The organism is Streptomyces albus subsp. chlorinus, assembly GCF_013302895.1.
In the GTDB taxonomy this organism is placed as follows: domain Bacteria; phylum Actinomycetota; class Actinomycetes; order Streptomycetales; family Streptomycetaceae; genus Streptomyces; species Streptomyces chlorinus.
In genome coordinates, this window is record NZ_VJOK01000001.1 from 2,384,446 (window position 1) to 2,409,734 (window position 25,289).

Annotated in this window: 22 protein-coding genes and 2 tRNA genes; 4 read left to right on the plus strand and 20 right to left on the minus strand. The window is 72.5% G+C overall.

All coding sequences use genetic code 11. The features are described 5' to 3' along the window. Positions 1-123 precede the first annotated feature (123 nt). Positions 124-2,997: a leucine--tRNA ligase gene (gene leuS / locus FM076_RS10785; RefSeq protein ID WP_173869804.1), complete on the minus strand. Its 2,874-nt coding sequence runs from the start codon at positions 2,995-2,997 to the stop codon at positions 124-126. 399 nt (positions 2,998-3,396) lie between these two features. Further along, positions 3,397-3,469: transfer RNA gene (locus tag FM076_RS10790), tRNA-Ala, on the minus strand. A gap of 157 nt (positions 3,470-3,626) precedes the next feature. Between FM076_RS10790 and FM076_RS10795 the strand changes: the two genes are divergently transcribed. Next, positions 3,627-5,141 carry a glycosyltransferase 87 family protein gene (locus FM076_RS10795; RefSeq protein WP_243274873.1) on the plus strand — a complete coding sequence of 505 codons (1,515 nt, stop codon included), beginning with the start codon at positions 3,627-3,629 and terminating at the stop codon, positions 5,139-5,141. Here FM076_RS10795 and FM076_RS10800 read toward each other — a convergent pair. The 8 genes from FM076_RS10800 to FM076_RS10830 all read right to left on the minus strand — a co-directional run bounded on the left by FM076_RS10800 (position 5,120) and on the right by FM076_RS10830 (position 10,800). Next, complete coding sequence (locus tag FM076_RS10800) at positions 5,120-5,353, minus strand: hypothetical protein (RefSeq protein ID WP_173869806.1); 234 nt, start codon at positions 5,351-5,353, stop codon at positions 5,120-5,122. The genes FM076_RS10795 and FM076_RS10800 overlap by 22 nt on opposite strands. 7 nt (positions 5,354-5,360) lie before the next feature. Further along, entirely contained in the window at positions 5,361-5,555 is a 195-nt protein-coding gene (locus FM076_RS35280) for a hypothetical protein (RefSeq protein WP_428814795.1), read from the minus strand. A 1,144-nt stretch (positions 5,556-6,699) separates the two neighbouring features. Then, positions 6,700-6,772 (minus strand) — tRNA-Ala (locus tag FM076_RS10805). A gap of 94 nt (positions 6,773-6,866) precedes the next feature. Continuing rightward, positions 6,867-7,520: a histidine phosphatase family protein gene (locus tag FM076_RS10810; protein ID WP_173874659.1), complete on the minus strand. Its 654-nt coding sequence runs from the start codon at positions 7,518-7,520 to the stop codon at positions 6,867-6,869. Further along, positions 7,517-7,999, minus strand: a complete 483-nt coding sequence (rsfS, locus tag FM076_RS10815) for a ribosome silencing factor (protein ID WP_345944945.1) — start codon at positions 7,997-7,999, stop codon at positions 7,517-7,519. Before rsfS ends, FM076_RS10810 begins: the two co-directional genes overlap by 4 nt. A 139-nt stretch (positions 8,000-8,138) precedes the next feature. Beyond that, positions 8,139-9,929: a LytR C-terminal domain-containing protein gene (locus FM076_RS10820; RefSeq protein WP_173869808.1), complete on the minus strand. Its 1,791-nt coding sequence runs from the start codon at positions 9,927-9,929 to the stop codon at positions 8,139-8,141. Next, the gene (nadD, locus tag FM076_RS10825; RefSeq protein ID WP_173869810.1) at positions 9,926-10,561 is read right to left on the minus strand and encodes a nicotinate-nucleotide adenylyltransferase; all 636 of its coding nucleotides are present in this window, start codon (positions 10,559-10,561) and stop codon (positions 9,926-9,928) included. The genes FM076_RS10820 and nadD overlap by 4 nt, the downstream gene beginning before the upstream one ends. 68 nt (positions 10,562-10,629) lie before the next feature. Further along, the gene (locus FM076_RS10830) at positions 10,630-10,800 is read right to left on the minus strand and encodes a hypothetical protein (protein ID WP_173869812.1); all 171 of its coding nucleotides are present in this window, start codon (positions 10,798-10,800) and stop codon (positions 10,630-10,632) included. 219 nt (positions 10,801-11,019) lie between these two features. On the opposite strand from FM076_RS10830, the gene FM076_RS10835 reads away from it, so the two are divergent. Further along, the gene (locus tag FM076_RS10835) at positions 11,020-12,120 is read left to right on the plus strand and encodes a M48 family metallopeptidase (protein WP_173869814.1); all 1,101 of its coding nucleotides are present in this window, start codon (positions 11,020-11,022) and stop codon (positions 12,118-12,120) included. Between the two features lie 188 nt (positions 12,121-12,308). On the opposite strand, the gene FM076_RS10840 is transcribed toward FM076_RS10835, so the two are convergent. The 5 genes from FM076_RS10840 to proB form a co-directional block, all read right to left on the minus strand. Beyond that, positions 12,309-13,430: a hypothetical protein gene (locus tag FM076_RS10840; protein ID WP_173869816.1), complete on the minus strand. Its 1,122-nt coding sequence runs from the start codon at positions 13,428-13,430 to the stop codon at positions 12,309-12,311. A gap of 175 nt (positions 13,431-13,605) precedes the next feature. After that, entirely contained in the window at positions 13,606-14,289 is a 684-nt protein-coding gene (locus FM076_RS10845) for a hypothetical protein (protein ID WP_173869818.1), read from the minus strand. Between the two features lie 92 nt (positions 14,290-14,381). Continuing rightward, complete coding sequence (locus FM076_RS10850) at positions 14,382-15,671, minus strand: glutamate-5-semialdehyde dehydrogenase (RefSeq protein ID WP_428814796.1); 1,290 nt, start codon at positions 15,669-15,671, stop codon at positions 14,382-14,384. 139 nt (positions 15,672-15,810) lie between these two features. Beyond that, positions 15,811-16,194: a hypothetical protein gene (locus FM076_RS10855; RefSeq protein WP_180217748.1), complete on the minus strand. Its 384-nt coding sequence runs from the start codon at positions 16,192-16,194 to the stop codon at positions 15,811-15,813. 242 nt (positions 16,195-16,436) lie between these two features. Then, on the minus strand, positions 16,437-17,543 hold the full coding sequence (gene proB / locus FM076_RS10860; RefSeq protein ID WP_173874660.1) for a glutamate 5-kinase: 1,107 nt from the start codon (positions 17,541-17,543) through the stop codon (positions 16,437-16,439). A gap of 413 nt (positions 17,544-17,956) precedes the next feature. Here proB and FM076_RS10865 point away from each other — a divergent pair, with 413 nt between their 5' ends. Then, positions 17,957-20,047, plus strand: a complete 2,091-nt coding sequence (locus tag FM076_RS10865) for a hypothetical protein (RefSeq protein WP_173869824.1) — start codon at positions 17,957-17,959, stop codon at positions 20,045-20,047. A gap of 311 nt (positions 20,048-20,358) precedes the next feature. Continuing rightward, the gene (locus FM076_RS10870) at positions 20,359-21,609 is read left to right on the plus strand and encodes a phospholipase D-like domain-containing protein (RefSeq protein WP_173869826.1); all 1,251 of its coding nucleotides are present in this window, start codon (positions 20,359-20,361) and stop codon (positions 21,607-21,609) included. 12 nt (positions 21,610-21,621) lie between these two features. Here FM076_RS10870 and FM076_RS10875 read toward each other — a convergent pair whose 3' ends face one another. From FM076_RS10875 to FM076_RS10895, 5 genes are all read right to left on the minus strand, one after another. After that, entirely contained in the window at positions 21,622-22,215 is a 594-nt protein-coding gene (locus FM076_RS10875; protein WP_173869828.1) for a Uma2 family endonuclease, read from the minus strand. Positions 22,216-22,332: 117 nt separating this feature from the next. After that, positions 22,333-23,781 carry a GTPase ObgE gene (obgE, locus tag FM076_RS10880; protein WP_173869831.1) on the minus strand — a complete coding sequence of 483 codons (1,449 nt, stop codon included), beginning with the start codon at positions 23,779-23,781 and terminating at the stop codon, positions 22,333-22,335. Positions 23,782-24,037: 256 nt separating this feature from the next. Continuing rightward, positions 24,038-24,295, minus strand: a complete 258-nt coding sequence (rpmA, locus tag FM076_RS10885; RefSeq protein ID WP_173869833.1) for a 50S ribosomal protein L27 — start codon at positions 24,293-24,295, stop codon at positions 24,038-24,040. 13 nt (positions 24,296-24,308) lie between these two features. Further along, on the minus strand, positions 24,309-24,632 hold the full coding sequence (gene rplU, locus FM076_RS10890) for a 50S ribosomal protein L21 (protein WP_173869835.1): 324 nt from the start codon (positions 24,630-24,632) through the stop codon (positions 24,309-24,311). Positions 24,633-24,905: 273 nt separating this feature from the next. Further along, positions 24,906-25,289, minus strand: a 384-nt coding sequence (locus FM076_RS10895; protein ID WP_207730268.1) for a hypothetical protein, incomplete at its 5' end; no start/stop codon positions are given.

Consider the following 25,289-nt stretch of genomic DNA (forward strand, 5'->3'; position numbering starts at 1 on the left):
TGGTCCGTCCTCCGCACCGTCTCCGTTCAGCCTAAACGGGCGGGGGCGGCCGAGGGTTCCTCCAGAACCCCCAGCCGCCCCCGAAACCTCCCGTAGGGGCCGGCCCGGCCGGGCCGGGATGCCTCAGGCCGGGACGATGTTGACCAGCTTCGGCGCGCGGACGATCACCTTCCGCACCTCGGCCCCGCCCAGCGTCTTGACGATCACCGGCTCGGCCAGGGCCAGGGCCTCCAGGTCCGCCTCGGAGACGGAGGGCGGGACCTCCAGCCGGGCCTTGACCTTGCCCTTGACCTGAACGACGCAGGTCACCGTCTCGTCCACCAGGTAGGCCGGGTCGGCGACGGGGAAGTCCTGGTGGACGACCGTCTCCTCGTGGCCCAGCTTGCGCCACAGCTCCTCGGCGGTGTGCGGGGCCAGCGGAGCGATCAGCAGGACCATCTTCTCGGCCACCGAGCGCGGGACCTCGCGCAGCTTGGTGACGTGGTTGTTCAGCTCCGTGATCTTGGCGATGGCGGTGTTGAAGCGCAGTGCGGCCATGTCCTGGGTGACGCCGTCGATCGCCTTGTGCAGAGCGCGCAGCGTCGCCTCGTCCGGCTCGCTGTCGGCGACCGCGGCCTCGCCCGTCGCCTCGTCCACCACGTTGCGCCACAGCCGCTGCAGCAGCCGGAACTGGCCGACGACCGCCCGGGTGTCCCAGGGCCGCGAGACGTCCAGCGGGCCCATGGCCATCTCGTACAGGCGCAGGGTGTCGGCGCCGTACTCCGAACAGATCTCATCCGGGGTGACGGCGTTCTTCAGGGACTTGCCCATCTTGCCCAGCAGGCGGCTGACCCTCTCGCCCTGGTAGTAGTACGCGCCGTCGCGCTCCTCCACCTCGGCGGCCGGTACGGCGATACCGCGTGCGTCACGGTAGACGTACGCCTGGATCATGCCCTGGTTGTACAGCTTGTGGAACGGCTCGGACGAGGAGATGTGCCCCAGGTCGTACAGCACCTTCGACCAGAAGCGGGCGTACAGCAGGTGCAGCACGGCGTGCTCCTGGCCGCCCACGTACAGGTCCACACCGCCGTGCGGCATGCCCTCGCGCGGACCCATCCAGTAGCGCTCGACCTCCGGGTCGACCAGCCTCTCGTCGTTGTGCGGGTCCAGGTAGCGCAGTTCGTACCAGCACGAGCCGGCCCAGTTGGGCATCGTGTTGGTCTCACGGCGGAAGCGCCGGGGCCCCTTGCCGTCGCCCAGGTCCAGCGTGACATCGACCCACTCCTCGTTCCGGGACAGCGGCGTCTCCGGGGAGGTGTCGGCGTCGTCCGGGTCGAAGGTGCGCGGGGAGTAGTCCTCGACCTCGGGCAGTTCCAGCGGCAGCATCGACTCGGGCAGCGCGTGGGCGATGCCGTCCTCGTCGTAGACGATCGGGAACGGCTCGCCCCAGTACCGCTGACGGCTGAACAGCCAGTCGCGCAGCCGGTAGTTGACCGTGCCCTCGCCCAGTCCGCGCTCCTCCAGCCAGCGCCGCATCCGCTCCTTGGCCTCGGCCACGCCCAGGCCGTCCAGGCTGATGTCGTCGTTGGACGAGTTGACGATGGCCGCGTCGTACGAGGAGAACGCGTCCTGCCAGGTGGCCGGGTCCGGTCCGCGTCCGTCGGTGGGCTCGACGACGCAGCGCATCGGCAGCTCGAAGGCGCGCGCGAACTCGAAGTCACGCTGGTCGTGCGCGGGAACGGCCATGATCGCGCCGGTGCCGTAGCCCATCAGCACGTAGTCGGCGATGAAGACCGGGACGCGCTCCTTGCTGACCGGGTTGAGGGCGAAGGCGCCGGTGAAGACGCCGGTCTTCTCCTTGGCCTCCGCCTGGCGCTCCACGTCCGACTTGGCCTCCGCCTGCGCGCGGTAGGCGGCCACGGCCTCCGCGGGGGTCGCGTGGCCGCCGGTCCACACCTCGTGGGTGCCCTCGGGCCACACGGCGGGGACGACGGACTCGACCAGCGGGTGCTCGGGGGCCAGCACCATGTAGGTGGCGCCGAACAGGGTGTCCTGCCGGGTGGTGAAGACCTCGATGTGCTCCTCGCCCAGCGGGAAGGCGATCCTGGCGCCCTCGCTTCGGCCGATCCAGTTGCGCTGTTGCAGCTTGATGGCCTCGGGCCAGTCCAGCTCGTCCAGGTCCTCCAGCAGCCGGTCCGCGTAGGCGGTGATGCGCATGTTCCACTGGCGCAGCTTCGCCTTGAAGACGGGGAAGTTGCCGCGCTCGGAACGGCCGTCCGCGGTGACCTCCTCGTTGGCCAGCACGGTGCCCAGGCCGGGGCTCCAGTTGACGGGGGCGTCGGAGGCGTAGGCCAGCCGGTACTCGCCCAGCAGGTCGGCCCGCTCGCGCTCGCTCAGCTCGCTCCACGGCCCCCAGCCCTCGGGGGTCTCACGGCTGCCGGAGACGAACTGCTCGACCAGCTCCGCGATGGGGCGCGCCTTGCGGGCCTCGGGGTCGTACCAGGAGTTGAAGATCTGCAGGAAGATCCACTGGGTCCAGCGGTAGTACTCCGGGTCGATCGTCGCGAACGACCTGCGCTGGTCGTGGCCCAGGCCCAGGCGGCGCAGCTGCGCCTTCATCCGGACCATGTTGGCCTCGGTGGAGGTGCGCGGGTGGGTGCCGGTCTGGACGGCGTACTGCTCGGCGGGCAGCCCGAAGGCGTCGAAGCCCAGGGTGTGCAGGACGTTGTGCCCGGTCATGCGCGCGTAGCGGGCGTAGACATCGGTGGCGATGTAGCCCAGCGGGTGACCGACGTGCAGGCCCGCACCCGAGGGGTACGGGAACATGTCCATGATGAACTTCTTGGGCCTGGCCGTCGCGGCGGGCTCGCCGCCCAGCGGGCCCTCACCGGGATTGGGCGCCTCGTAGGTGCCCTCCTTCTCCCAGAAGTCCTGCCAGCGTGCCTCGATGTCGGCGGCCAGCGCCGCCGTGTAGCGATAAGGGGCCGCGGTCCCGGCGGCGGGGGTCGTCTCGCTCATCGTCCTCAAAGCTCCATCGGTCGTGACTGCCCAGCCCTCCTGAAACGAAAAAACCCCTCGCACAGGAGGGGGAGCCGCGCCGGTTCCGGTCCGCGGGAAAGGGACCGGTGGTGGTTCAGCGCGGCTCGCTCAGCAGAAGGCGTACGGCACGCATACGGCACAGGGTACCGCACGCCCCGACCCCCTCCCCCAGGAGGCGACCGCCCCGGAAGAGCCCCACGAGAGAGAACGACCCCGCGAGGGAGAACGAGAGGGAGCACCCCGCCTGCCCACGTGAGGGAGCCCCATGCGAGGGGGTGTGGGTGGCGAAGCCCCCACATCGCGCGGCGAAACCGCGCAAAAACAAAGGAAGCGAGATGGCCTGCGCTTTCCGCAGGCACACCTCGCCTCTTGCTGACGTGGAGCTAAGGAGAATCGAACTCCTGACCTCTTGCATGCCATGCAAGCGCTCTACCAACTGAGCTATAGCCCCGAGGGGTGGTCCGCCGGGGTCTTCCCCGCGGCGGCTCCGCCAGCTTACACGGCGTGCACCGCGTTCTGCCAAATCGGTTTCCCGGGGCATCCGGGCCGGGCGGCCCCGCCCTCCGCTCCGGCCACCGACCGGCCGGTACTGTCGCCCCGTGAGCACGTTGCAACAGGCCGCCGAAAGCAAATGGTCACTGGCGCTCAAAACGTATCTGCTGCGCCGCCCGGTGACGCTGGCGGCGGCCCTGTGCACGGTCTCCTTCGCCGCCTTCTGGGCGGCCCAGCGGGCCGCCGACGTCTCGATGATCGATCTGATGGTCTACCGGGCCGAGGGCTGGGCCGTACGCAACGGCTACGACCTGTACGCGATGCGCGCCACCTACGCGGACCTGCCCACCACCTACCCGCCCTTCGCCGCGCTGCTCTTCCTGCCGCTGACGCTGCTGGACGTCGACGACATGCGGAGCGTGGCGACCTTCGTCAACCTCGGTCTGCTGGTGGTGCTCGTCCATCTGTCCCTGCGGCTGCTGGGCCGCCCGCTGGAGGCACCCCGTCCCGCCGCCGCCCTGGGGATCGCGGCCGTGGCCGTGTGGTGCGAGCCGGTGTGGACGACGCTGCGCTACGGACAGATCAATCTGCTGCTGGCCGCACTGGTGCTGTGGGACCTGACCCGGCGCTCGGGGCACCGCTGGGCGGGGGTCGGTATCGGTGTCGCGGCCGGCATCAAGCTGACGCCCGCGCTGTTCGCCGTCTTCCTCGCCCTGTGCGGCCTGGTCCACGGCTGGCGGCGGCTGCGCCGTACGGGCCGCGCCGAGGCGCTGTGGAACCCGTGGCTGCGCCAGGCCGCCGTCGCGACGGTGACGTTCCTGGGCACCGCGCTGCTGTCCGCGCTGGTGCTGCCGTACGACTCGCGGCGCTTCTGGGGCGGCACCCTCTTCGACTCCGGCCGGGTGGGCCGTACGGAGATCACCGACAACCAGGCGCTGAGCGGTGTGGCGGCGCGCCTGCTGCACACCGGGGAGCCCGGTGTGCCGTGGGCCGCGGCGGCGGTGCTGACGGCCGTGCTCGGGCTGGGCGCCGCCGTGGCCGCCACCCTCGCGGGACAGCGGCGGCTCCCCTGCGGGCATGCCTGGGGAGCCGTCGCCTGCGCTGTCACGGCCCTGCTGATCAGCCCGATCTCCTGGTCGCACCACTGGGTGTGGTGCGTGCCGCTGGTGCTGCTGCTCGGCACGGAGGCACGGCGGCGCGCGGGCGGGCTCCCGCCGGTCGCCTTCGCGCTGACGGCGCTGGTCTTCGGCTCGTACGCGCTGTGGTGGGTGCCGCACGACCCGGACGCGCCCCGCGCCCTCGAACTGCGTCAGAACGGCGCACAGATGCTCCTGTCGGCCTGCTATCCCCTCGTCGGGACGGCGTTCCTGGTCCTGACGGCGACGGTGGCACTGCGCGGCGCACTGCGGGACCGGCGGGGAACTGGAAACCGGCGGGAGGGGCGTGGCGCGCGCACAGCCGGACGGATCAGGCCGTCGGCTGACGCACCGTCCCCGCGCCCCCTGGCGGACCGGCCCACGGCGAGCCGGCCACGGGCGCAGGCCCCGGGGACCGTCGCGCATGCCTCCGGGGCCGCCGTGGACGCCTCCGGAAACGCCGCGGACGTCTCTCAGGCCGTCGCGAAGGAGTAGAACCGCTTCAGGGTGCAGTGGGCGTCCAACAGGCGCCCGTAGATCGGTTCCCCGTCCAGCTCGCGGTAGGTCTCGATCGGGTCGCCCTTTATGATCAGCGCCCGCGCGCAGTCCTCGCACCAGTACTGGTACGACGGGTTGACCGGTTCCATGTCGCGCACGATCGGGGTGCCGCTGCCGCACCAGTCGCACTTCCTGCTGTGGGCCCCCATCGCTCACTCAGCTCCAGATGTGGCCGCAAGCCGTGCACACGTAGGACACTCCTCCATTGTCGCCGAGCACTTGGGCGACGTTCGCCGAACCACAGGACGGGCACTGCAGGTTGTCCGGGGCGCCACAGGGGCGCTCCTGCCGGGGCGGGGGCCATCCGGGCGCGGACGCGGTGCCGTCCTCGCCGAGGACCGTCGCGGACATCGCACTCGTCCCTCCCCTTGGCTTCCCCCTCCCAGCCGTCACGATTCTGCCACGTTCCGCCGCTCGACCTAAGGGGCGGTCAGCGATCCCCCGCCCGGTTCCTTACCCGGCGCGCACACGACTGCAACACGCCTGCCAGCGCGCCGACAAGCATCCCGGCGGCCGGCGCGCCACAGGTGACCGTCGGCGCGTCCGCGGAGGCCGCCGTTCCACGTTCCCGGAGAGGTTTTCGAAGAAGACGGCACCGAACACCGCCACCCCCGCACACCAGTCCCAGCCGGGCCGCCGGCGCCAACAGCCCGCCGGCGTCCGCCGCTTCACCAGGACGCACGCCCGAGAGGGCCGCACCAGCACGGGGTTGCAGGCGCACGACAGTCCGGCCCCCCAGCACCACGACGCAGACCCGGAATCCGCTCTGCCGAATCCGGAGTCAGCTTTGCAGATCTGGAGTCCGCTTTGCAGATGGGGCATCAAGCACGAGCATGAGAACCGCAGTTGACCGCGATCATGGCCAAGATCCGCACGAGGGCGGCACGATGCCGGGTGCCCGCAGGACGAGCGGTGAGACCAGCGTCCTGCCGCCGCGCCGGGACAGCGGTACCTCATACCGCGCGAAGAGGGGACGAGTACCGCGCGAAGAGGGGGATGAGCCAACCGGAGTGCGGGCCCGGCCTCCCGGAGGTCCGGGCGCGGATGCCGAGCGGCGGGACGAGAGCACAGGACGGCGGGACCAGAGCACCGGACCGCGGCACGAGGCGGGACGAGAACGCCTCGCGGTGGGGCGGGCACGCCTGGCGGTGGGGCGGCGACGTGTCACCGTCCGGCGCGTGGATCAAGCCGGTGCGGCACGTCTCCGTCGGCGAGCTGCGGCTCAGCTCCACCTCGTTGCAGCTCGGCGGCGCGGGCGAGACCCGTGTGGTGGCCTCTGTGCCGTGTGCCGTACGACGAGGAGACCGGGCAGCGGCTGGAGCGGCCGCGCTCGACAGCGGGCCCGCTGATCGGCTGCCCGGTGCACGTCCAGCCGCCGTCCCGGGTACGGGAGCGGCTGCTGCGGGCCGACCGGGCGGGCCGAGGGAGGCTTGGAGACCGTCATGACGAAAATCCCGCCCTCCGAGGAGGACGGGATGTGAGGAACCGCGTCGAGTGGAGCTAAGGAGAATCGAACTCCTGACCTCTTGCATGCCATGCAAGCGCTCTACCAACTGAGCTATAGCCCCGGGCCCCGGCACCGGAGCGCCGCGAACGAGATGCAGCTTAGCGGGTGGCCGGGCCGAATGAGAAATCGGCTCCGGCGGGCCCGGCACGGCGGCCTCAGTCGTCGTCGCCGAGCACCGGCTCCGGCAGGCTGCCCGCGTTGTGTTCGAGGAGCCGCCAGCCCCGCACCGTCTCGCCCAGGACGGACCAGCTGCAGTTGGAGAGCCCGCCCAGTGCCTCCCAGGTGCCCGGCGGCAGCCCGATGAGCCGGCCGATGGTGGTGCGGATGGTGCCGCCGTGGCTGACGACGACGAGGGTGCCGCCGTCCGGCAGCTTCTCGGCACCGCGCTCCACGACGGGCGCCGCCCGGTCGGCGACCTCCGTCTCCAGCTCACCGCCGCCCCGCCGCACGGGCTCGCCGCGCTTCCAGGCGGCGTACTGCTCGCCGTAGCGGGCGACGATCTCCTCGTGGGTGAGGCCCTGCCAGTCGCCCGCGTAGGTCTCCCGCAGGCCCTCGTCGTAGGTGACATCGAGCCCGGTGAGCGCCGCCAGCTCGGCGGCGGTGGCCACGGTCCGCCGCAGGTCGGAGGAGACGATGGCGTCGGGGCGCAGCGCCGCCAGCAGGCGTGCCGCGCGCCGGGCCTGGTCGAGCCCCACCTCGGTGAGCGGGATGTCGGTCGTGCCCTGGAAGCGCCGTTCCAGGTTCCAGGCGGTCTGGCCGTGCCGCCACAGAACGATCTTGCGGTTCCTGACCGCGCCCGTGCCGTTCAGCGCAGCTCTCCGTCCAGTGCGCCCGCCCGTCCGGTTGCGGCCGGTCCGCCGGGGGTCGCGGCCTCCCCGGCGCCGGTGGCGTTCGCGTGCTCGGCGGCCTTGCCGCGGGTCGCCTTGGCGTCCTCGGGCAGCTCCAGCTCGGGGCAGTCCTTCCAGAGCCGCTCCAGGGCGTAGAAGACGCGCTCCTCGCTGTGCTGGACGTGGACGACGACGTCGACGTAGTCCAGCAGCACCCAGCGGCCCTCCCGCTCGCCCTCCCGGCGGGCGGGCTTGGCACCCAGCTTCTTGAGGAGCTGCTCCTCGATCGCGTCGACGATGCCCTTGACCTGCCGGTCGTTGGGGGCGGAGGCGAGGAGGAAGGCGTCGGTGATGGCGAGCACGTCGCTGACGTCGTAGGCGACGATGTCGTGCGCGAGCTTGTCCGCCGCGGCCTGGGCGGCGACGTCGATCAGCTCGAGGGAACGGTCCGTGGCGGTCACAGGCAAGGCTTTCGGATCGGAAGCATGTCGTATTCCAGGGTCTCACGGCCGCGCGGGGGCCTTCAGCCCCATATCCGCCCTCCCTCCCGCCCCGGGGAGGGACGGCGGATCCGTCCGGGCCGGGGCCCGGGGGCGGGGCTCAGCCCTTGTAGTCGGCGCCCAGCAGGACCGTGACGTCCGCGTTGGCGGCGCCGGCGGCCTCGCGGACCGCGGTGGCAGGCAGTCCCAGCGTCTTGGCGACCTGCTCGGCCTCGGCCTTCTGCCGGGCACCGGCGTAGGTGACCAGCGACCGGGCGCGGGCGGCACCCGTGCCGCCCTTGACGACGGTGTAGCCGCCGTTGACCAGCGCGACGGACGCGGCAGAGTCGAGCGTGCGCTTGCCCGTGGCGTTCTTCAGGCTGACCCGGGGCGCGGCGTCGGGGTCGGAGTTCTTGACGGTCCCGCCGAGCACCTTCTTGACGACCTGGGCGCTGACCCGCTCGCTGAGGGTGCCGTTCGCCTGGACGGGCAGCACCTGGGTGCGGTAGGCGCCCTTCTTGGCGTGCGCGGCGAGCTTGGCGAGCGAGGTGCCGAGCTGGCCCTCGGAGAGCGAGGGGTCGGGGATCTGGCCGAGCGACTCGACGGTTCTGGTGGCCGCCTGCGGGTCGCTGGAGAGCTTCTTGAGCACCGCCTGCATGACCTGGCCGAAGCGGTGGAGCTGCTTGTCCTGCGTCTCACCGGGGGCGCGGTAGGTGGAGTAGGCGACGGCGGCGCGCCCGTCCAGGTCCTGCGCGCTCCCCCGTTCGACCAGCGGTGCGGAGTCCTTCTTCACGCCGGGTACGGTCACGTCGGTGTCCAGCACGATGCCGCCCACCAGTTCGACGAGGTTCTCCAGGAACGGGGTGTCCAGCCGCCAGGTGCCCTTGATGTCGGAGCCGAGCAGCGTGTTGAGCGCGTCACGGGTGGGTCCCGCGCCCTGGTCGTCGACCGACCTGCCGAGCGTGGTGGTGGTCCCGTCCTCCGTGGTGACGGCCAGGGAGTTCGGCAGCAGCACGGTGGTGCCCCGGGCGGCGCTCTCGTTGTCCACGAGCAGCGCGGTGGAACTGGCACCGCCGCGCTCGCGCAGGTGCACCACGATGACGTCCCGCTGCGCGCCTGCCGCCGTCCCGGCCCTGTCCTCGTCACCGCCCGTGCCGGGCAGCATGCCCGCATACCAGAGGTAGCCCACGCCGCCCGCCAGCACCAGCGCGAGCGCGACGACCAGCGCGACGACGCGGTTGCGGCCCCTGCGCCTGGCCTCCTCCCGGCGCTCGGTCCGGGACTCGGTGAACTTGAGCCAGTCGATGACGTCCTCGGACTCGTCGGCCGCCTCCTCGACGAAGGAGAACTGCTCCGTGCGGTAGTCACCCTCCGTGGCCGAACCATTCGGGGCCTCGCCGCTGTGCGACGCCTCGGCGCCCCGCGCCTCACCGCTCCGGGCCCCGCCCGGCCCCGCCTCCTCGTAAGGCGGGGCCTCGTACGGCGGGGCCTGATGCCGCGGGTCCTGGTACGGCGGGGCCTGGTACTGCGGCTGCCCGCCCTGCTCGTACCGCGGCTGCTCGTACTGCGGTTCGTATCGGAGCTCGTGCCGGGGCTCGTATTGGGGCTGGTCGTAGTGCTCCTGCGGCGGGGGGCCGCTCTGTCCGGGGAGCCAGGGCCGCCGCGTCCGCTGGGCCGCGTCCGCCTGCTGGCCGTACGCGTCGTAGGCGGTACCGGCCGCAGCGTAGCCGGTGCCGTAACCGGTGCCGGCCGCGTCGTCACCGGTGGCGTAGGACAGGCCGTAGGGGTCCTGGGAGGCGTACGGGTCGCTGTGCTGCGCGTCCTGGGTGCGGTATACGGGCCTGCCGTACTCGTCGTAGCCGATGATCTCGGGCTGCCGGCCGTACGGGTCGTATCCGTAGCCGTCGCTCACGCTCGCGACTCCTCCTCTGGGTCCCCCCGGTACAGCGCGCGCTTGTTGATGTACCGCACCACACCGTCGGGGACCAGATACCAGACCGGATCCCCGCGTTCCACCCGGGCGCGACAGTCGGTGGAGGAGATGGCGAGCGCCGGGACCTCGACCAGGGAGACGCCGCCCTGCGGCAGCCCGGGGTCGGCCAGCGCGTGCCCCGGCCGGGTGACGCCGATGAAGTGGGCCAGCGAGAAGAGTTCCTCGGTGTTGCGCCAGCTGAGGATCTGCGAGAGGGCGTCGGCGCCGGTGATGAAGAACAGGTCGGTGTCCGGGTTGGCGTCGGCCAGCTCGCGCAGCGTGTCGATGGTGTAGGTCTTGCCGCCGCGGTCGATGTCGATCCGGCTGACGGAGAACTGCGGGTTCGACGCCGTCGCGATGACCGTCATCAGATAGCGGTCCTCGGCGGGCGAGACCTGCTTGTGGCTCTTCTGCCACGGCTGCCCCGCCGGTACGAAGACGACCTCGTCCAGCTCGAAGCGCGCGGCCACCTCGCTGGCGGCCACCAGGTGACCGTGGTGGACGGGGTCGAAGGTGCCGCCCATCACCCCGAGCCGCCGCTTACCGGTGCCGGGCACTATGTCCTCTTTCATGCGGCGCGACTCTATCCCTGTCCGTCCCGTCCTGCCGCGTCCGGTCGCCCGGCGCCCCGGAGGGCGGCTCAGCGGTCCCGGTTGAAGCGGGTGGTGATCCACAGCAGCAGGAAGAGCGCGACGAGCGCGCCCCCGCCGGTCAGGTACGGGCTGAGGCTCTCGTGCTGACCGCCTTCGCCGTGCTCGCCCCCGGAGGCGAGGGTCAGCAGGGCGTCGTGTGCGGTGCTGGGCAGAGTCATCGTCGGCAGGACCTATCCCGTGAGGCGCGGACAGTTGGCGTACCGCGCGTCCCCGTGCCGCACAGGGCGTGCGGCGCGAAGCTGCGCAGCCACATCGTAAGCGGCGGCCCCCCGGCGCCTCACTCCGACTCAGCCCACGGGGCCCGGACGCAACGGGAGGGCCCGGCTCCGCGTCCCACCCTCTAGTGTGGACAGCCCAGTCGAGGAGGGGGAAACACCATGACAGACGGCACTGGCGGTACGGAGCGCCTGCCGGGCCGCGAGAGGCGGCGCTTCCCGGGGATCTCGTCCCGGGCGTACGAACACCCGACCGACCGCTCGGCGCTGGTCGCGGCACGCAAGCTGACCGGCTTCGACACGGCGGTCAAGGCGCTGAGCGGGCTGCTGCCCGAGCGCAGCATGCGGCTGCTGTTCCTCTCCGACTCGGTACGGGTCAGCGACCAGCAGTTCGCGCACCTCAACGCGATGCTGCGGGACGCCTGTTACATCCTGGACCTGGAGAAGGTCCCGCCGATGTACGTGACGCAGGACCCGAAGCCCAACGCGATGTGCGTGGGCATGGACGAGCCGATCATCGTGGTCACCACCGGCCTGGTCGAGCTGCTCGACGAGGAGGAGATGCGCGCGGTCGTCGGCCACGAGGTCGGGCACGCGCTCTCCGGCCACGCCGTCTACCGGACGATACTGCTGTTCCTGTCCAACCTCGCGATGAACATCGCCTGGATCCCGCTGGGCAGTGTCGCCGTCCGGGCCCTGATGGTGGGGCTGCGCGAGTGGTTCAGGAAGTCGGAGCTGTCGGCCGACCGTGCCGGCCTGCTGGTCGGCCAGGACCTCCAGGCCTCGATGCGCGGCCTGATGAAGCTGGCGGGCGGCAACCACCTGCACGAGATGAACGTCGACGCCTTCTTGAAGCAGGCGGAGGAGTACGAGGCGGGCGGCGACGTCCGCGACTCCGTCCTGAAGATCATGAACGTGCTGCCGCGCTCCCACCCGTTCACCACCGTGCGGGCGGCGGAGCTGAAGAAGTGGGCCACCAGCCGCGACTACCAGCGGATCATGGACGGCCACTACCCCAAGCGCCACGAGGACAAGGACACCTCCATACGGGACTCCTTCCGCGAGTCGGCGGACCACTACTCGGAGTCGGTGCGCACCAGCAAGGACCCGCTGATGGGCATCTTCCGTGACATCGCGGGCGGCGTCGGGGACGTCGGCGGCAAGCTGCGCGACACCTTCACGGGCCGGGGCTCGGGCGGCGGCCAGGGCGGCGGGAACGGCACGCAGGGCGACGGCCGCGCCAACGGCTCCGACGGCGCCTGACGGCCCGGCAGGGCGGAGCCGTCCGCCGCCGGAACCGGCGGGCCCGGCAGAGCTGACGGGCGGCCTCCGGCGGCAGGGATCCGGCGTCCGGCCGGAAAGGACCTGAGACGGAAGGACCGGAAACGGAGGGGTCTGGACGGAGACGTCTGGACCGAGAAGTCCGGACCGAGAGGTCCGGACCGAGACGTCTAGCGGTCCGGCCGGAAAGGATGCTCCGGGCTCGGCTGCGCGTCGTCGGCCAGCAGCCCGCACATCGAGGCGGTGGACCGGCCCCGTGCGAACGGGTCGGTCCCCGCCCTGCCGACGTCCTTCGAGCGCTCGCCCGCCAGGAGCGGCGTCAGGGTGTCGGAGGGGTCCTCGGCGCAGTTCATCGGCCCGGCCCGCATCGAGACCTGGCGCAGGGACACCTGGTGGTCGCGCAGGTCGCCCCGTTCGAAGTGGAAGCGCACCTCACGGCGTACGGAGAAGAGGGACGCCTGCTTCCTGGCCTCCTTGCCGTCGCCGGCGTCGGTGGGCCGCACGGCGTACACGAAGACGTGGTCCGCGGTGACCTCCAGCGCGTTGGCGCCGGCCTCCTGGACGGCCAGCGTCCCCCTCACCCGCACCTCGTCGCTGGCCAGCGCGGCCTTGGCCGGGTCGAAGCGCACCATCCAGGCGGTGGCCGCGTGGCGTGAGTCGTTGCGCGGGCTCTCCACGCTCCGGTCGAACTGCCGCTGCTGCCACGGGTCCAGCAGCACCCGTACGGGCCGCACCGCGCCACCGGCGAGCACCTTCGGGTCGAGGGAGCTGGCCACGATGTAGTCCTTGGCGCCGGCGAGCGCGGCCAGCACCTGACTCTCCGAGAAGTGCGCGCTGCTCCGAACGGGGGGCAGGGTCACTCCGTCGGCGCCCTTCCCGAAGTGCGCGGCCGGGCTGTGCTCGAACAGATCGGCGGGGGTGGCGCCCGGTACCGGGTCGAGCGGGGCGAGCGGCATCAGCTCGCTGCGCATGGGCTCGGCGCCGGGCCGGGTGGGTGTCCGGTAGGGGTTGCGGATGCCCATGTAGATGGCGGTGCCGAAGGCGAGGGCGATCAGCAGCACCAGGACGAGGCCCTGGCGGGAGAAGCCCAGGGCCGTGCGGCCGTGGCGTTCGGCCTCCGGCCGGGGGCGGACGGCGGCGTGCTCCTCGTCCTCCAGCCGCTCCTGGGCGGAGAACTCCTGGAGCCGCGCAGCCTTGATGAACGACTCGTCGAACACCAGTGATCGGTATTCGTCGTCGCCGCCGGAAGCCCCGTCGGGCATCCCGTCAGGAGGATCCACTCGCCCGGCCATACCACCAGGGTAGGTCCGTGCGGGGGAAGCGGACTGGGCGGTCCCGGACAACTTGCGCGCGCGGCTCACGCCCCCTCACGCCTCGCACTCCCGCACGCCGCGCGCCCCCTCACGCCTCGCGCGCCGTCGTCGTCTCGCGTCCCCTCGCCGCGGCGCCCCGCCCGTGGCCGCGGCCTCAGCCGCCCGGCGGCTCGGCGGTGACGGTGGGCAGGGCGCCCGGCGCGGTCGGGTCCACGCCGGTGGTGGCGGGTGGCGGTGCGGGCTCCTGGCGCTGGCCGGAGGTGCCTCGGTAGACGGCCGAGAAGGCGAGCGCCACCATGCCGATGCCCATCACGACCGCGAGCACCCAGGCGACCGGGCGCTGCCAGCTGCGGTGGCCGCGGTAGGGGCGCGGTCCGCCGTGGTCCGCGGCGGGGCCGAAGGCCCGGTAGCCGAAGTCGGCGCCGTGCTCGTAGTCGGCGTCGAGGTCCGGGGGGAAGCGGGCGGGCAGGTGGCCGGGGCCGCCGTACCCCGCGCGGTAGTCGGAGCGGTCCCAGCGGCCCTCGTCGTCCTCGTCCGCCTCGTCCCCCTCGGGGGCGTACAGCTCGTCCTCGGCGTCGTCGTGGGGGAACCCGGCCGTGCCGGGGCCGTAGGCGAAGCCGTCGTCCAGGAGGCGCGGATTCTCGGTCTCCGGGAGTTCGGCGTGGGACTGCGCGGAGGCCGGTATCCGCTCGGCGGCGCTCGGCTCGTGGATCCGCGCGGCGCGCACGAAATCCTCGTCGAGCACCACGGACGCGAACTCGTCGTCCGCTGCCCCGTGGTCGCGGTCGTCGGGCTCCTCGCCGTCCGGGAACGGCCTGCCCCCCACGTCGTCCGGCACGCGCTCCAGCGTAGACCTATGCGGTCAATTTGGGCAGGGCCGGAGAGGATTCGCCGGCCCCGCCCCGGGACCTCGCCGGCGGCGGACGGCCGTCACCGCCTCACGTGGCCGTCACCGGTGACCACGTACTTCGTGGAGGTCAGCTCGGGCAGCCCCATGGGGCCGCGGGCGTGCAGCTTCTGGGTGGAGATGCCGATCTCGGCGCCGAAGCCGAACTGGGCGCCGTCGGTGAAGCGGGTGGAGGCGTTCACCATCACGGCCGCCGAGTCCACCAGCGCGGTGAAGCGGCGCGCTGCGGCGGTGTCCGCGGTGACGATCGCCTCCGTGTGCCCGGAGCTGTAGGCGCGGATGTGCTCGACGGCGGCGTCGAGCGAGGGGACGACGGCCGCGGCGATGTCGTGGGAGAGGTACTCCATCTCCCAGTCGTCGTCGGTGGCGGGCACCACGGTCCGGCCCGCGGTCTGCCCCGCCTTCTGCCAGTCGGCGTCGCCGTGCACGGTCACGCCGGCCTCCGCGAGGGCCTCCAGGGCGCGCGGCAGGAAGGCGTCGGCGATCCCGGCGTGCACCAGCACGGTCTCGGCCGCGTTGCAGACGCTGGGGCGCTGGGCCTTGGAGTTGACGAGGATGGCCAGCGCGGTCTCCAGGTCGGCGTGCTCGTCGACGTAGACGTGGCAGTTGCCGGTGCCGGTCTCGATGACCGGCACGGTGGACTGCTCGACCACGGTCTTGATGAGCGAGGCGCCGCCGCGCGGGATGAGGACGTCCACCAGGCCGCGGGCGCGCATCAGCTCGGTGACGCTCTCCCGGCTGAGGCCCGGCACCAGCTGCACGGCGTCGGCGGGGAGCCCGGCACCGGCCACGGCGTCGCGCAGGACGGTCACCAGCGCGGTGTTGGAGGCGTGCGCGGAGGAGGAGCCGCGCAGCAGGACGGCGTTGCCGGACTTGAGGCAGAGGGCGGCCGCGTCCACGGTGACGTTGGGGCGGGCCTCGTAGATGATGCCGACGACCCCGAGGGGCACACGGACCTGGCGCAGCTCCAGCCCGTTGGGCAGCGTCGAGCCGCGCCGCACCTCGCCCACCGGGTCGGGCAGGGCGATCACGTCGCGCACGTCGGAGGCGATGGCCGCGACCCGCTCGGGGGTGAGCGTGAGCCGGTCGACGACGGACTCGGGGGTGCCCTCGGCACGCGCCCTGGCGACGTCCTCGGCGTTGGCGGTCACGATCTCGCCGGTGCGCGCGGTGAGCGCGTCGGCGAGGGCGGCCAGGGCGGCGTCGCGGACGGTCCGGGGGGCCGGGGCGAGGGCCGCGGCCGCCGTCCGCGCGCGGCGGGCCGTCGCCAGGACGGGGGTGTCCGTGGTCTGGGATGCGCTCATGGCGCGCATGGTAACCGTCACCCGCGCCGGGCCGCCCCGGCGTCTCGGAGCGGGGACCCGGCCTCGGAGCGGGGACCCGGCCTCGGGTGGGCCCGCCCGGAGCGGGACCCGCCCCGGCGCCCGGCCTCGCGTGGGCCCGCCCCGTGGCTCAGAACGGGTGCACCCCCACCGGGCTGGCCGGCGGCGGGCCGTACCCCTCGGCGACGCGCTGGTGATAGGTCTCACGGCCGATCACCTCCAGCCCGACGATCTCCCAGGGCGGCAGCTTGGCCGAGGAGCGGTGCTCGCCCCACAGCCGCAGCGCCACGGCCGCCGCGTCGTGCAGGTCGCGGGCCTCCTCCCAGTAGCGGATCTCGGCGTGGTCGTTGGCGTAGCGGCTGGTCAGGAGGAACGGGTGGTCGTGGGCGAGCTGTTCGAGGGCACGCCGCACCTCGGCCAGCGGCGCCTGACGCCCGGCGACGCTCAGGGTGATGTGCCAGAGCCGGGAGCGGACCCGTTCCTCGGGCGGGGGAACAGACGGGGAAAGTGTCATGTCGACGCTGGCCAGTCGCCTCACCGGTGGCCTCCTGGAGTGGTGCTGGTGTTCGCGGCGAGGAGGGCGCGTGCACGTGCGGGTGCACGTGCCGCGCACCGCCCGAGTCAAAGTTGACCAGTCCGCAGCCCCCCGCGGGGCCGTTTTGCGGAAGGTGTCCGTGGAAAGGCTGGACTTTTTCCCGACCCCTCCGGGTGCGGCCTCGCTCAGCCGTACGGAACACCGGCGCCGGCCGGGGCCGCTCAGGGCCGCAGCACGACCAGGTCGTCCCGGTGGACGACCTCCCGCTCGTAGGCCGGACCCAGCTCTTGGGCCAGCTCACGCGTGGAGCGGCCGAGCAGCCTGGGCAGCTCCCTGGCGTCGAAGTTCACCAGCCCCCGCGCCACCGGCCGCCCCCCGGTGTCGCGCAGCTCCACCGGATCGCCGGCCGAGAAGTCACCCTCCACCCCGGCGATCCCCGCGGGCAGCAGCGAGGTGCGGCGCTCCACGACGGCCCGCACGGCGCCCTCGTCCAGGGTGAGCGCCCCGGTGGGCGCGGAGGCGTGCGCGAGCCACAGCAGCCTGCCCGCCGCGCGGCGCCCGGTCGGATGGAAGTAGGTGCCCGTCTCGCGGCCGGCCAGCGCGTCCGCCGCGTGCACGGCGGAGGTCAGCACGACGGGCACCCCCGCGCCGGCCGCGATGCCCGCCGCCTCCACCTTGGTGACCATGCCGCCCGTGCCGACGCCCGCGCTGCCCGCGCTGCCGATGTCGATGCCCTCCAGCTGGGCCGGGCCCCGCACCTCGGGGATGCGGCGGGTGCCCGGGGTGGCCGGGTTGCCGTCGTAGAGGCCGTCCACGTCGGAGAGGAGCACCAGCAGGTCGGCGCGGACCAGGTGGGCGACGAGCGCGGCGAGCCGGTCGTTGTCCCCGAAGCGGATCTCGTCGGTGGCCACCGTGTCGTTCTCGTTGACGACGGGCACGGCGCCCATGGCCAGCAGCTGGTCGAGGGTGCGGTAGGCGTTGCGGTAGTGCGCGCGGCGGCTGGTGTCGTCGGAGGTCAGCAGCACCTGGCCGACGCGGCGCCCGTAGCGCGCGAAGGAGGCCGTGTACCGGGCCACCAGCAGGCCCTGGCCGACGCTGGCCGCCGCCTGCTGGCGGGCCAGGTCGCGGGGGCGCTTGGCCAGGCCCAGCGGCGCCAGCCCGGCGGCGATGGCGCCGGAGGAGACCAGCACTATCTCGCGGTCGGGCCGGTCGGCGTGCTGGGCCAGTACGTCGACGAGGGCGTCCACCCGGTCGGCGTCCAGTCCGCCCGCCGCGGTGGTCAGGGACGAGGAGCCGACCTTGACGACGACACGGCGGGCCTCGGCCACCGCCCGCCGCGGAGGTCCGCCACTCTCCGCGAGCGCGCCGCCGCTCGCGGCGCCCGCCACGCGCCCCTTCCCGGTGGTCCCGGTCTCTCCCGCCCCGGTGTCTCCAGTCACGCCCGTACGTACCCCTCGCGCTGCCGCGGCGGCGGCCCCGGGCGCCCGTGTGCGCCCGGGGCCGGGGCCCGCCGTGGGTCTCTTCGAGCGCAATCTACGTCAGCCCTGGTCCGGGACGCTCATCCGTTCCGCGCAATGGACGCGGGGAGATGGTTACCTTTGACCACGTAAGCACGTATCCGGGTCCGCCGAAGATTGTCACTTGACCCGCGGGCGTCATACCGTCAGGGACCGACTCTGGCCACCGCCACCGGCCATCCATCTCGTACAGACCCTCGATCTCCCTTCCAGGAGCCCAGCCCGTGCCCTCTGCCGGACTCTCCACCCGACGCGCCGTGCAGCTCGCGGCGCTGCTCGCACTGGCGGTGTTCTACACCGCGCAGCTCGCGGGCGCCCTGCTGCCGAACGTGCCCGTCTTCGTCACCGCCTCCCTGGCGGGCCTCGCTCTCGACCTGTACCTCACACACAAGCAGCCAGGACTGCTGGCGCTGCTGGGGAAGGTCCGCTTCGACGTCACCACGCGGCAGCTGCTGCGCGACATGCTGATCGTCATCGGGCTGGTGCGGATCCCCGACGTCCCGCCGGACATCGAGCGTCCGCTCACCCTGCTGCTCCTGATCGCCTACGCCGCGCACTTCCTGTGCCAGGCGGTCGCCCAGCTGGTGCGGCGCAGCCGCACCCTCCCGGTCGTCACCCGCAACATCGACGCCTCCGCGCTCAACCTGTCCAACGCGCCCTCCCGGCTGCTGGCCCGGCAGCCCAGCCGCCGGCTGCTGCGCTTCTCGGTCCCCGGCACCGTCGGGCTCATGCTCACCGCGGGCTCCAACGTGCAGGAGTGGGGCCTCGTCGGTGTGAGCTGCTCCTTCCTGCTCTCGCTGGGCAGCGCGGTCTACCTGGGCACCTGGATGCTGCCCAGGAAGCGCTCCCGGAGCGAGCAGGAGGTGCTGGCTTGGCTGGACAAGTGGCTGGCCGACTACAAGCCGACCGTGGGCATGTACTTCTCCGGCGGCACCACCAGCGCCTACCAGGCGAACATGTGGCTGAGCACCCTGGCCCAGCTGGACGGGCGCCCGCTGATCGTGCTCCGCGAGCGGTTCATGGTGCAGAAGATCGACGCCACCGACATCCCGATCGTCTGCATCCCCAAGGTCGCCCACCTCATGCGCCTGGAGCACTCCACGCTCAGGGTCCTGGTGCACCCGGCGAACTCCGGCAAGACCTCGCAGGTGCTGCGCATCCCCACTATCAAGCACGCCTTCATCAACCACGGCGAGTCCGACAAGCTCTCCTCCTGCAACCCGTACGCCAAGGCATACGACCAGGTGTGGGTCGCCGGTGAGGCGGCGCGCGAGCGGTACGCGCTCGCCGAGGTCGGGGTGGACGACAGGGACGTGGTGGAGGTCGGCCGCCCCCAGCTGAGCCCCATCCAGCACATCAGCGAGCGCGCGGCGGTGCCCGCGGGCGGCTACACGACCGTGCTGTACGCCCCCACCTGGGAGGGCTGGGACGGCAACCCCGGCAACACCTCGGTGGTGCTGGCCGGCGAGAACATCGTCCGGCACCTGCTGGCCGACCCGAAGGTGCGGCTGCTCTACAAGCCGCACCCGATGACCGGCTCGGTGGACCCGCGCGCGGGCGCCGCCGACCAGCGCATCCGCGCCATGATCACCCAGGCGAACGCCGAGCGCGGCATCCAGCGGCGCGACCCGCAGGCCGTCGCCGAGCTGGAGCGCCGCACGGCGGCCCTGGACGAGGTCACCACCACCGCGTTCCGTCCCAGCGCGGACGAGATGGAGCGGATGAAGATCCAGGGCACCCCCGAGGAGGGCAACGCGGAGCGGGTGCGGGCCGCGACCGAGGCGTGGGAGGCCGCCTACTGGGCGTCCTTCCCGGAGGGCGAGCACCAGATCGTCACCGGCCCGCGCCCGGCGATCTTCACCTGCTTCAACCAGGCCGACCTGCTGATCTCGGACGTCTCCTCCGTCGTCTCGGACTACCTCAGCAGCGAGAAGCCGTACGCGGTGGCCAACACCAGCGGGATGACCGAGGAGGAGTTCCGCGGCACCTTCCCGACCGTGCGGGCCGGCACGGTGCTGACCCCCGACGCGCGGCAGCTCCCGGCGCTCCTGGAGTCGGTGCGCGACCCGGCCAAGGACGGGCTGGTGCGGGCGCGCCAGGAGCTGAAGGCGCATCTGCTGGGCCCCTCCGACCCGCCGTCGCTGGCCCGCTTCAACGCCGCCGCGCTGGAGCTGGCCGCCGAGGCGGAGGCCCGCAACGCGCGCGTGGCGCGGCGCACGGCCGAGATCCCCGGGCAGCGCGAGACGGAGGAGGCCGCCGAGGAGGCCGAGATGGAGGCCCCGAGCGGCGACCCGGAGGACGCGGTCACGACCTGAGGCGCGGCCGGCCGTCACCGGCGCCGGGACAGACAGCGCGACGGTCGGCGCGGCCGGTCGGCACGGGCAGCCGGCGGCCGGTGCCGGGCGGGTCGCTCCTTCGGACGGCGCGCGGGACGGAAACCGGCGCAGGGGCGCACGCAGCGGCGTTGGGGTCCCGGGAGGCTTCGCCTCCCGGGACTCTTTCGTATGCCTGAGACACACCAGCCCCAGGGGTCCCAGATGTGGGCGAGGCGGTCTGGGAGCCCCGCTCCCCCGTCCCTACGCTCACTGGCGACCCCGCCCGCCCCGCCCGCCCGAAAGGGACACACGTGACACGTCCGAGCGTCGCCGCCCCACCACTGGTCCTGCTGCTCACCGCGGGACTCTCCCTCACCGCGCCCGCGCCCGCCGCGGCGGCCCCGCCCGGCACCGGCCCGGTCTTCAACCAGCCCAACGGCAGCGCCGCCCAGCAGCGCGCCATCCGCAGCGATCTGCTGGCCCGTATCAAGGCCGCCGCGCCGCGTTCCACGATCAAGGTGGCCCTCTACCACTTCTGGGACGCGGAGGTGGCCCGGGCGCTCGCCACGGCGCACACCTCGAAGAAGCGCCGCGTCGAGGTGCGGGTGATGCTGGACGAGTCCAGCGTCAGCGCGATGCCCTCTTCCAGCTCGTACGCCATCTTGCGCAAGGCGCTCGGCACCGACCGGAAGAAACGGTCCTTCGTCGGGCTGTGCCCCAAGAACAAGTCCTGCCTGGGGGACCCCGGCGCGGGCGCCTCCATCGCGCACAACAAGTTCTGGCTCTTCTCCCGCTCCGGCGGTTTACGGAACGTCGTGGTGCAGACGTCCTCGAACCTGTCGCCCGGCAGCTACACCAAGTTCTGGAACGACGCGCTGGTCGTCTCCCAGGCGGGCACCTACGACGCCTACAGCCGGTACTTCGACAAGATCGCCGCCGCCGACTGGAGCGCCTGGCGCTACACGCGCGCCACCGCCTCCCCCTATACGAGCTACTTCTTCCCGCGTCCGGGCGGCGGCGACACGGTGAACGGCATCCTCGACAACGTCACCTGCCGGTGGAAGGACGCACGCGGAAACCACCGCACCAGCGTGCGGCTGGCCATGTTCAAGCTCACCCGCCAGTCCGTCGCCGACAAGCTCGCCTCCCTGCGACGCCAGGGCTGCGCCGTGGACATCGTCTACGCCCAGACCGACAGCGAGGACAGCTCCGGCTCCCCCGGCACCTGGGAGACCCTCCACGCGCCGGACGGCCCCACCATGCGCTGCCTGCACTACGACGACGACGGCAACACCAAGACCTCGGCCCAGGTCATCCACTCCAAGACCCTGATGATCTCCGGCCGTTACGCCAAGGCCACCCGCAAGCTCGTGTGGACCGGCAGCCACAACTACTCGGGCCCCGCACTCACCCGGAACGACGAGACCCTGCTGAAGGCCGGCAGCGCCGCCGTCCACGACGCCTATGTCGCACAGTTCCGCCGCACCCGCGCCGCGGCACTGCCCGGCGCGGCCGACGACACCCCGCGCTGCAAGGGCGTCCAGGAACAGCCCGAGAACTGACGCCGGCCCGGCTCAGCGGACCGGCGGGCGGCGGCCGACCGCGGTGAGATCGATGTCCAGGGTGAACGGCACGGCCGTCTTCAGCCGGTCGTGATGGATACCGGTCAGGGCGTAGGCGCCGGTCGCCGGGTCGCGCTCGTAGAGGTAGGCGGTGGTGACGCCGTCGCGGTGCTCGACGCGCCAGTAGTGCGGGATGCCCGCGGCGGCGTACTTGCGGGGCTTGGTGTCCCTGTCCCGGTCCTCCGAGTCGGGCGACACCGCCTCCACCGCCAGCACCACGTCCCCGGCCAGGTAGTGCGTGGAGGGCGACTCGCGGTCGTACGCCTCAGCCATGACGACCACCACGTCCGGCTCCGGAACCTGCCGTTTGGCAAGCCGTACGGCCATCTCCCGGTCGGCGCGCAGACCGGACGGCGCCTGCGCGTCCAGCTCGCCGAGCAGGAGGTTGATGACGCGGCTGTGCCACTTCTCCCGCGGGCTCACGAAAACCAGGCTCCCGTCGATGAGCTCGGTGTGCGGAGGAAGACCGGTCAGCCGCAGGAACGCCTCGGCGGTGAAGCCGCCGGGAGGCGGGATCACCCAGTCGGGAAGCGGCTCGACGCTCATGCCGTGAGGATAACCTTCCCTTCACGCATGGACGTCCGCTCGTGGAGGAAACAGCTCAGGGCGGCCCCCCGGGAGGCGCCCGGAGGGTCCTGGGCTGAGGGCCGGAACGCGAAGGTGTCAGCCCTCGAACGGGTCGAAGTTCTCGTACTCGCCCAGTGCGTCGTTCTCCGCCCGTTCCGCCTCGCGGTCGCGGCGGCGCTGGGCGGCGGGGCGGAGGCCGTCGAAGCGGTGGTCCTCGCCGCGGCGGCCGAGCATCTCGGCACCGGTGACCATGGTGGGCTCCCAGTCGAAGACGACGGCGTTCTCCTCGTCGCCGATGGCGACACCGTCGCCCTCGCGGGCGCCCGCCTTGAACAGCTCCTCCTCGACCCCGAGGCGGGCGAGCCGGTCGGCGAGGTAGCCGACGGCCTCGTCGTTGCTGAAGTCGGTCTGGCGCACCCAGCGCTCCGGCTTCTCGCCGCGCACCCGGAAGAGCCCGTCGCCGCCGCGGGTCACGGTGAAGCCCGCGTCGTCCACGGCCTTGGGGCGGATCACCACGCGGGTGGACTCCTGTGCGGGGCGTGCCGCGCGGGCCTCGTCCACGAGGCGGGCGAGCGCGTAGGACAGCTCCTTGAGGCCCTGGCGGGAGACGGCGGAGACCTCCAGGACGGGCAGGCCGCGCGCCTCCAGATCCGGCCGGACGATGTCGGCCAGATCCTTGCCCTCGGGGATGTCCGTCTTGTTGAGGACGACGACACGGGGCCGCTCGTCCAGGCCGCCGTAGCGGGACAGCTCCGCCTCGATCACGTCCAGGTCGGTGACGGGGTCGCGGTCGGTCTCCAGGGCCGCGCAGTCCAGGACGTGGACCAGCACGGCGCAGCGCTCCACGTGCCGGAGGAACTCCAGACCCAGGCCCCTGCCCTCGCTGGCGCCGGGGATCAGTCCGGGCACGTCCGCGATGGTGTAGACGGTGGAGCCCGCGGTGACGACGCCGAGGTTCGGCACCAGGGTGGTGAACGGGTAGTCGGCGATCTTCGGCTTGGCCGCGGACAGCACCGAGATCAGCGAGGACTTGCCCGCGCTCGGGTAGCCGACGAGCGCCACGTCCGCGACGGTCTTCAGCTCCAGCACCACGTCCCGCGTCTCGCCGGGCTCCCCGAGCAGCGCGAAACCGGGCGCCTTGCGCCGCGCGGAGGCCAGGGCCGCGTTGCCCAGCCCGCCCCGGCCGCCGCGGCCGGCGACGAAGGTGGTGCCCGCGCCGACCATGTCGGCCAGCACCTCGCCGTGCCGGTCGAGGACGACGGTGCCGTCGGGCACCGGCAGCACCAGGTCCTTGCCGTCCTGACCGGAGCGGTGGCCGCCCTCGCCGGGCCGGCCGTTGGTGGCCTTGCGGTGCGGGCTGTGGTGGTAGTCGAGCAGCGTCGTCACGTCCGGGTCGACGACGAAGACGACGTCGCCGCCGCGCCCGCCGTTGCCGCCGTCGGGTCCGCCGAGCGGCTTGAACTTCTCACGGTGCACGGAGGCGCAGCCGTGCCCACCGTTACCCGCGGCGACGTGCAGCTCGACGCGGTCCACGAAGGTGGTCATAGGGATGTGCCTCCAAGGCGTGCTGGTGATGCTGCTGCGTACTGCTGTGTGCGCGGCGAGGCGCCGCTGTCCGCTCTTCGCGGTGCTGCTGGGCGCTGTGTGCCGCGTGCTGTTTGCCGTGTGCTGTTTGCGATGTGCTGTTCGCTGATTGAACGCACCAAGGGCGGACCCGCTTCCCGGCGTACGCACCTGGTGGTGTGCACGACAAGGAGAGGAGGTCCGCCCTCGGGGTGCTGCGTGGGTCGTCCCCGGCTGCTTACTCGGCGGCCGGGACGATGTTCACGACCTTGCGGCCGCGGTGGGTGCCGAACTGCACCGCACCCGCGTCCAGCGCGAACAGGGTGTCGTCGCCGCCACGGCCGACGCCCTTGCCCGGGTGGAAGTGGGTGCCGCGCTGGCGGACCAGGATCTCACCCGCGTTGACGACCTGACCGCCGAAGCGCTTCACGCCGAGGTACTGCGGGTTGGAGTCGCGACCGTTCCGGGTGGACGATGCGCCCTTCTTGTGTGCCATCTCTCCTCAGTCCTTACTTCTTGGCCGGGGCCGGGATCTCGGTGACCTTCAGCGCGGTGTGGAGCTGCCGGTGGCCGATGCGCTTCTTGTATCCGGTCTTGTTCTTGTACTTCTGGATCCGGATCTTGTCGCCCTTGTGGTGATCCACCACCTCGGCCTGGACCTTCACGCCCGCCAGGACCCACGGGTCGCTGGTGACCGCGTCACCGTCGACGACGAGCAGGGTCGAGAGCTCGACGGTGTCGCCGACCTTGCTGTCAGAAATACGGTCTACCTCGATGACGTCGCCCACAGAGACCTTCTGCTGGCGCCCGCCAGTGCGCACGATCGCGTACACGCGGAACTCTCTCTCGCTCGAACATCGGAGCCCCTGACGCCAGCCGCCCACATCCGCGCCGGGCGCGGACCTGATCCGAAGGACTGAGCGGCCTCTCCCGCCGGAGCGGGAGGGAGTTGCTCAGGAGCAGCGCGCCATACAAACGACACGCCGAACGTCAAGGGTACCCCATCCGGCCTGCCCCCCCTGCCCCGGCCCCGGACCGCCCGTCCCGGGGGCGCCCCGCACAGGGCGCCCCCGGCGTCGCGACGGACGTACCCGGGCGTGACGGGCTCAGTCCCCGGAGTCCGAGGAGGCCGGAGCCGACACCGACTGCGTGCCCTCCTGCCCGGCGGCGGCCGTCTTCTTGGCGGCGCTCTTCTTCGTCGCCTCCTTGGCCGTCGTCTTCTTCGCCGTGGCCTTCTTCGCGGTCTTCTTGGCCGCGGTCTTGGCGGTCTTGGCGGTCTTGGCCGCGGTCTTCGCGGCCGTCTTGGCGGTGGACTTGGCCGCGGTCTTCCTGGCCGCCTTCTTGGCCGGGGCCTTCTTGGCACCGGCCTCCGCCTCGGTCCCGGCCTCCGCAGCGGCCGTGGTCCCCGCGGCGGCCGTCGTCTCCGCCTCCTCGGCGGGAGCCGTGGAGGTGACCGTACGGGTCACCCTCCGGCGCGGCCGGACGGGTAC

Excerpts from the sequence above, each read along its gene's own strand:
- leuS (WP_173869804.1), bottom strand. The coding sequence starts at position 2,997 with ATGAGCGAGACGACCCCCGCCGCCGGGACCGCGGCCCCTTATCGCTAC.
- FM076_RS10800 (WP_173869806.1), bottom strand. The coding sequence starts at position 5,353 with ATGGGGGCCCACAGCAGGAAGTGCGACTGGTGCGGCAGCGGCACCCCG.
- FM076_RS35280 (WP_428814795.1), bottom strand. The coding sequence starts at position 5,555 with ATGTCCGCGACGGTCCTCGGCGAGGACGGCACCGCGTCCGCGCCCGGA.
- nadD (WP_173869810.1), bottom strand. The coding sequence starts at position 10,561 with ATGAAAGAGGACATAGTGCCCGGCACCGGTAAGCGGCGGCTCGGGGTG.
- FM076_RS10830 (WP_173869812.1), bottom strand. The coding sequence starts at position 10,800 with ATGACTCTGCCCAGCACCGCACACGACGCCCTGCTGACCCTCGCCTCC.
- FM076_RS10835 (WP_173869814.1), top strand. The coding sequence starts at position 11,020 with ATGACAGACGGCACTGGCGGTACGGAGCGCCTGCCGGGCCGCGAGAGG.
- FM076_RS10840 (WP_173869816.1), bottom strand. The coding sequence starts at position 13,430 with ATGGCCGGGCGAGTGGATCCTCCTGACGGGATGCCCGACGGGGCTTCC.
- FM076_RS10850 (WP_428814796.1), bottom strand. The coding sequence starts at position 15,671 with ATGCGCGCCATGAGCGCATCCCAGACCACGGACACCCCCGTCCTGGCG.
- FM076_RS10855 (WP_180217748.1), bottom strand. The coding sequence starts at position 16,194 with ATGACACTTTCCCCGTCTGTTCCCCCGCCCGAGGAACGGGTCCGCTCC.
- FM076_RS10875 (WP_173869828.1), bottom strand. The coding sequence starts at position 22,215 with ATGAGCGTCGAGCCGCTTCCCGACTGGGTGATCCCGCCTCCCGGCGGC.
- obgE (WP_173869831.1), bottom strand. The coding sequence starts at position 23,781 with ATGACCACCTTCGTGGACCGCGTCGAGCTGCACGTCGCCGCGGGTAAC.
- rpmA (WP_173869833.1), bottom strand. The coding sequence starts at position 24,295 with ATGGCACACAAGAAGGGCGCATCGTCCACCCGGAACGGTCGCGACTCC.